7 protein-coding genes are annotated in these 4,435 nt (G+C 40.3%); 2 read left to right on the top strand and 5 right to left on the bottom strand.

What is annotated here, in order from left to right:
- The 3 genes from VNZ46_RS18740 to VNZ46_RS18750 all read right to left on the bottom strand — a co-directional run.
- On the bottom strand, nucleotides 1–303 hold a 303-nt coding region (locus VNZ46_RS18740), incomplete at its 3' end, for a hypothetical protein (RefSeq protein ID WP_325561552.1).
- A gap of 124 nt (nucleotides 304–427) precedes the next feature.
- Nucleotides 428–1,225, bottom strand: coding sequence for an endonuclease/exonuclease/phosphatase family protein (locus VNZ46_RS18745; RefSeq protein ID WP_325561553.1), 798 nt, complete (start codon nucleotides 1,223–1,225; stop codon nucleotides 428–430).
- 144 nt (nucleotides 1,226–1,369) lie between these two features.
- Nucleotides 1,370–1,825, bottom strand: coding sequence for an META domain-containing protein (locus tag VNZ46_RS18750; protein ID WP_325561554.1), 456 nt, complete (start codon nucleotides 1,823–1,825; stop codon nucleotides 1,370–1,372).
- A 391-nt stretch (nucleotides 1,826–2,216) separates the two neighbouring features.
- Between VNZ46_RS18750 and VNZ46_RS18755 the strand changes: the two genes are divergently transcribed.
- Nucleotides 2,217–3,068, top strand: coding sequence for a class I SAM-dependent methyltransferase (locus tag VNZ46_RS18755; protein ID WP_325561555.1), 852 nt, complete (start codon nucleotides 2,217–2,219; stop codon nucleotides 3,066–3,068).
- 16 nt (nucleotides 3,069–3,084) lie between these two features.
- Here the strand turns inward: VNZ46_RS18755 and VNZ46_RS18760 are convergent, their stop codons facing one another.
- Both VNZ46_RS18760 and VNZ46_RS18765 read right to left on the bottom strand, forming a co-directional pair.
- Complete coding sequence (locus VNZ46_RS18760) at nucleotides 3,085–3,363, bottom strand: hypothetical protein (RefSeq protein ID WP_325561556.1); 279 nt, start codon at nucleotides 3,361–3,363, stop codon at nucleotides 3,085–3,087.
- A gap of 442 nt (nucleotides 3,364–3,805) precedes the next feature.
- Nucleotides 3,806–4,171 carry a nuclear transport factor 2 family protein gene (locus tag VNZ46_RS18765; protein WP_325561557.1) on the bottom strand — a complete coding sequence of 122 codons (366 nt, stop codon included), beginning with the start codon at nucleotides 4,169–4,171 and terminating at the stop codon, nucleotides 3,806–3,808.
- A 96-nt stretch (nucleotides 4,172–4,267) separates the two neighbouring features.
- Here VNZ46_RS18765 and VNZ46_RS29405 point away from each other — a divergent pair.
- The coding region (locus VNZ46_RS29405; protein WP_414693506.1) for a cupin domain-containing protein at nucleotides 4,268–4,435 on the top strand (168 nt) is incomplete at its 3' end.

Below are 4,435 nucleotides of genomic sequence, written 5' to 3' on the forward strand. Positions count from 1 at the left end.
TTTGATCGTAGATGGATCGGTATGTTTCATCCGGTCATTGAGCAGGGAATCTCTTTGCTGCCTTGCCGGATCATAGAATTTAGAGAAACGCTCGCCTATTTCCAGAACCATCTGATCAGAACGATAAGGCTGGCCGGCGCCTGGTTTCTTTTTACTAAACTGGTAAACACACCGAAGAGAGGCTTTGTCAATAGCTTTCTTTTCTGATGAGTTTGAATTCTGTGAGTTGATGGATATTCTTTGCTGACTGAAGACAGATAAAGTCAGACTACATAAGCTTGCGATAATTAGAAAGGGTTTCATACATGATGGGTTTATATCATGCAATCTACGTCTATCTTTTTAGACAAACAAGTATTTCGTCTAGAAAATTAGACGAAATACTAAAAAACATCAGGAACGATCGATGTATGCCATTCCTAATCGCTTAGTTTAATTTTAAGGTAACTAGCAATGGCATATGATCAGAAGCATCCGATTTAATCACTTTTACATCCGTCACTTTCCACGACTTGCCTTTGCTTAGAAAAACATAGTCTATTCTCTCACTCGGCTTATCGAATGGAAAAGTAAGTGCAGGCTCGCCATATGCCACAGCCGCATCCTGAAGTTTTGCAGTAAGAATCTGATATGGTTGGGTATCAGGTGTAATGTTAAAGTCTCCGCCAAGAATAACTGGTAGATTTGAAGCGGCAAGCAATTCGACGATTTTTTCAGTCTGTGCTACCCTGTTCTTTTCAAATTCATGACAAAGATGAGTTCCTCCAAATACGATCTTCTTTCCGTTAGGGAGTGTGGAATTCACCGTGATCATTGCTCTCCCCTCACCGCCTGCCGGCGTAGGAAGGTGATAGACTTTCAAAACAGCCGGATGTCTGGAAAGCAACCCTTCTCCATATCCACCGTTGCTGTAATCCATTGCTTTTCCAAAAAAACCATGCATTCCTGTCAGTTTAGCTAGTTCAGCCACTAAATCTTTGGGGACTCCACCATTAAAGCCAGCAGTTCTGTTGGTCATACTGTCCACTTCCTGCATGGCTACAAAATCAGGTTTGTATTCATTGATGACCCGTGCAATATCTTTCAGATTGCTTTTTCCGTTATCATAGTTCTTTTCGCCATGATAAATATTATAGGTCATGACCTTAATTTCCTGGGCAATGGTTAGATTCGTCTGGAAGCCGATCATGACCAGCAAGGCCAAACGATAAAATGTTGTTTTCATGTTCATATGTGGTTATTTTGTAGAGCTATTTTAAGAATAAATCAGCGCAGCAACAACTGCAAGCCTGCGCAACCGTTTGCTTAAACTTAGCTAAACTTTAATGTACCAACACAGAAACCGGTATACAAATTTTTATTGATCTTTCTATTTAACGGCCTTAAAACGGGCTAAGGGAGCCATTCTCGCCTTATTTAATGATAAATCATCTCCGTTAAGGCTGTAATTGTCTGCGGTAATCAGAGCTTGACTTAAGCCGTGTTCAATATCCATATTTTCACAGGCCATCATAGTGGATATAGGCTGAGAGAATTTTATTCTTCCATGGTCTTGTAAGGTAAACGTTCCCCCCATTCCATTACAGCCTCCTGAAGCTGAATAACGGTTATCTTTTTTCTGCAATAAGATAAACGGTTCTTTACCATTTATTTTATCTGCAACCGGTTGGCCCTGGAGTTCAACCAGTTTCCATTTACGGTCAGTAATTACATTGGTCTGCTTCATATCATCAGAGGTTTGCTGTGCGGATTCTTTTTTAAAAAGATGACAGGCGTTTAAAGACAGCAGGCATAAAGCAAGGCTAAAGTATTGAGTTGTTTTCATAGCAGGTTAAATTATAGATGTTTGATACAAGTTAATAAATTCTGACAAAAGAACATAATGATCCTGCAATAACATTTTTACCTTCAATCTAAACAAATTGCTCTTTTTATTGCTTATATTAGGAAATAATAATACCTAAAGATATGTCGATTTATTTAGAATACCCATCCATTGAGGACTATCCTGTGTATACGCCAATGACACAGGAAGAGATCCAGAACAGCGCAGCGCTCTAAATTAGCGTTATCTTATTGAACCATGATTGATGATTTGGAGAATACCTTATTGTGTAACCCAAACGATACAATTTTCTATATTCAGATCACAACAAACTCATTAACCATTAAATTTAAACGGCTAATGAGTAAATTTATATTCTGAGCTGAACCATATGGAAAGTGAGCGCCAAATAGAACAAATCCGTGAACAACAAAAACAGTCATGGAATACATTTTCTCCAGGCTGGAAAAAATGGGATACATTTAACATGGAATTTCTTAGGCCAATGGGCGAAGCCATCATTGGAAACCTTCATCTGAAAGGAAATGAACACGTACTGGATGTTGCCACTGGAACAGGCGAACCTGGTCTGACTATTGCAGCGAAACTGCCACATGGAAAAGTCACCGGGATAGATCTGTCGGAAGATATGCTGCTGATTGCCCATTCCAATGCCCAGAAAAGAAAAATAAAAAATTACGAAACGCGTGCAACAGATGCTGGTGATCTTACGTTTAAAACGGAAAGCTTTGATGCGATTAGCTGCCGCATGGGCTTTATGTTCTTCCCCTCGATGGAAATGGCTGCAACCCAGTTATACCGGGTTCTAAAGCCGGAAGGCCGCATCTCTCTGAGCGTATGGGATGAACCGGATCAAAACGATTGGGTGACTACGATTATGGATGCCATCAAAAAACACATTACATTACCTCCACCATTACCCGGATCCCCGGGAATGTTTCGTTGCACACCAGCCAGAAAGATGGAGGAACTCTTTTCATTAACTGGATTTAAGGACATCAGCATTCAGCGTATAAGTTCTAAGGTTGATTATGAAAGCTTTGAACGATATTGGGAAATTATGATGGATGTAGCCGCTCCTATTGTTGCAACTATGTCGGCTGCAGATGAAGAGACCCGGAAGATGGTCCGACAGCAGACAGAGAAATCTTTTCGGGCTAAAAACAAAGCCGGTGAGGCGAAGCTTAATTACGCCGCCCTGATCATCTCTGCTCATAAATAGAAACGTATACCCTTTTCTAAATATTCTTTGGGTTATAGGCGCCATTCTCCCTGTCATTTTTATAATTTAATGCGTCATCTTCAGAGCCATTATCCGATTCGGCTTTCTGGTCTTCCAGCTTTTCTTTGGGCTTACTGTTTTGTGCACGATCTCTGCTTTCCTCTGGATTTAACCCAGTATCCAGACTTTGTTCAAAGCCCGGGTCAACAGATTCATTTTCGAATTTCGCATCATCGTTCAGAATGATACGGTCTTCAGATTTATTCTCTTCGTTTTCATTTTCCCTGTTTTCCATAGTTCATGTTTTAATTATAAATACAACAATTCGGAACGATAATAGTTTGAATTAGACTTGAGAATAAACGGACTTTTAAACAAAGTAAATCATTTAGTTAAATTTCAAATTTATCAATATATCAAATATTTATAAGATTTATATGATATTTTTATTTACATGTATATTTATATGCTGTAATGCATAAAATTCACATAAGTAAGTACGGCTGGCTTCCTGATATTTAGAATTTTTAGGTCTGCCCTTTGCGAGTCTTCCTGAACCCGAAACCCCTCACCTGCCCTTCAGGAAGAACCAAAAATGGATTATGAGTATTACCAGATCATCTCTCCCGCTTGTTCATAGATGGTCACTTTGATATCAGACATAGCTGGCCTTACAATACTGACCATTCCGGCTGTGGGAATTGGCCCACAGCCGGATACTTGCAAGGATAATTGGATTAATAGAAAAAGGTCTCGGTGATGATCTTATCATCTTTCACCCCAAAGACCGCGATTTCCGCTAATTGTAGCCGCTGTCCATTTTTCAGGGTCATATCTCTGCCCATTGCCAGGCTGAAATAATCGCCCCCAACCACGGGTTCGCTGCTGAAAAAGCGGTGTACTTCTGCTATAGTTTCCTGCCTGGCTTTCGATTTCGCTAAAACCGCTTCAATACCCTTCGTTATAGTGGGCACCCCCATGGCCAGGGCATGTTCCGGTTCGGTACAAACAATGTCCGCGCTGTATAACTGCTGATAGATTTCCGGTACCTGTCTTGCTTTAAAAAGTTCGTAGTAACGATCGGCTAATTCTTGTGTTGTCATTTTATTTCTGATTTATACTACAAAGGTAAGACGGTCATAAATACTAAAAGCATTGATAAGTGTTGTATATTTGCTCAATCGTATCAATCTACAACAATGGACGCATTAAGCAGTGTATTAGAGGCAACTCGGCTCAAAAGCGTTGTCTATAACAAAATCCCTTTGGCTGCTCCCTGGGGATTGGATATTATCAAGGACGAAAATTCGCAGTTCTGGCGGTTGGTGAGTGGCAGTTGTACGGTTGGTTCGCCTGATGGTCGTGTT

The sequence above is a fragment of the Pedobacter sp. genome (assembly GCF_035566355.1).
In the GTDB taxonomy this organism is placed as follows: domain Bacteria; phylum Bacteroidota; class Bacteroidia; order Sphingobacteriales; family Sphingobacteriaceae; genus Pedobacter.

What these genes read in the sequence shown, in the direction of transcription:
- VNZ46_RS18765 (WP_325561557.1), bottom strand. Translation starts at nt 4,171, where the DNA reads ATGACAACACAAGAATTAGCCGATCGTTACTACGAACTTTTTAAAGCA.
- VNZ46_RS18750 (WP_325561554.1), bottom strand. Translation starts at nt 1,825, where the DNA reads ATGAAAACAACTCAATACTTTAGCCTTGCTTTATGCCTGCTGTCTTTA.
- VNZ46_RS18745 (WP_325561553.1), bottom strand. Translation starts at nt 1,225, where the DNA reads ATGAAAACAACATTTTATCGTTTGGCCTTGCTGGTCATGATCGGCTTC.
- VNZ46_RS18760 (WP_325561556.1), bottom strand. Translation starts at nt 3,363, where the DNA reads ATGGAAAACAGGGAAAATGAAAACGAAGAGAATAAATCTGAAGACCGT.
- VNZ46_RS18755 (WP_325561555.1), top strand. Translation starts at nt 2,217, where the DNA reads ATGGAAAGTGAGCGCCAAATAGAACAAATCCGTGAACAACAAAAACAG.